The sequence below is a fragment of the Methanoculleus sp. DTU007 genome (assembly GCF_001512385.1).
In the GTDB taxonomy this organism is placed as follows: Archaea; Halobacteriota; Methanomicrobia; order Methanomicrobiales; family Methanoculleaceae; genus Methanoculleus; species Methanoculleus thermophilus.
In genome coordinates this window covers 1-470 of record NZ_LFRO01000104.1, presented here as the reverse complement: position 1 = coordinate 470, position 470 = coordinate 1, and the positions used below count along the sequence as shown (strand labels likewise).

General features: G+C 65.5%; 1 protein-coding gene. It reads left to right on the top strand.

Annotation, left to right across the window (positions count from 1 at the left end):
* The coding region (locus tag ACI94_RS10685; RefSeq protein ID WP_286681406.1) for a DUF4399 domain-containing protein at positions 1-470 on the top strand (470 nt) is incomplete at both ends.

The window sequence follows — 470 nt, the reverse complement described above, 5'->3', positions numbered from 1 at the left end:
CCGGCACCGACAGTCAACGTCACACCGACGCCGACGGTGACGCCAACCCCGCCGGCCGCCGAAGCGAACGTCACCATCATTGAACCCATGGAGGGCGCCAGCATCCCCACCGGGAACGTCACGGTGAGCGTGAATGTCACGAACTTCACGCTTGTCGAGCCGACCGGGCAGCCGAACGCCCCGGGCGAGGGGCACCTGCACTACTACCTGGACGCCCCGATACCGACGAATGAGAGCGAACCGGCCATCCCGCCGACCGGCGGCTACGTCGTCTCCGCGAACCTCACCCACACCTGGGAGAACGTGACGCCGGGAGAGCACAACCTCTCGGTCCAGCTGGTCAACAACGACCACACGCCGCTCAGTCCGCTCGTCTTTGAGACGGTGAACGTCACGGTCGAAGAGAACGTGACCCCGACACCGACGGTCAACGTCACTCCAACGCCGACGGTCAATGTGACCCCGACACC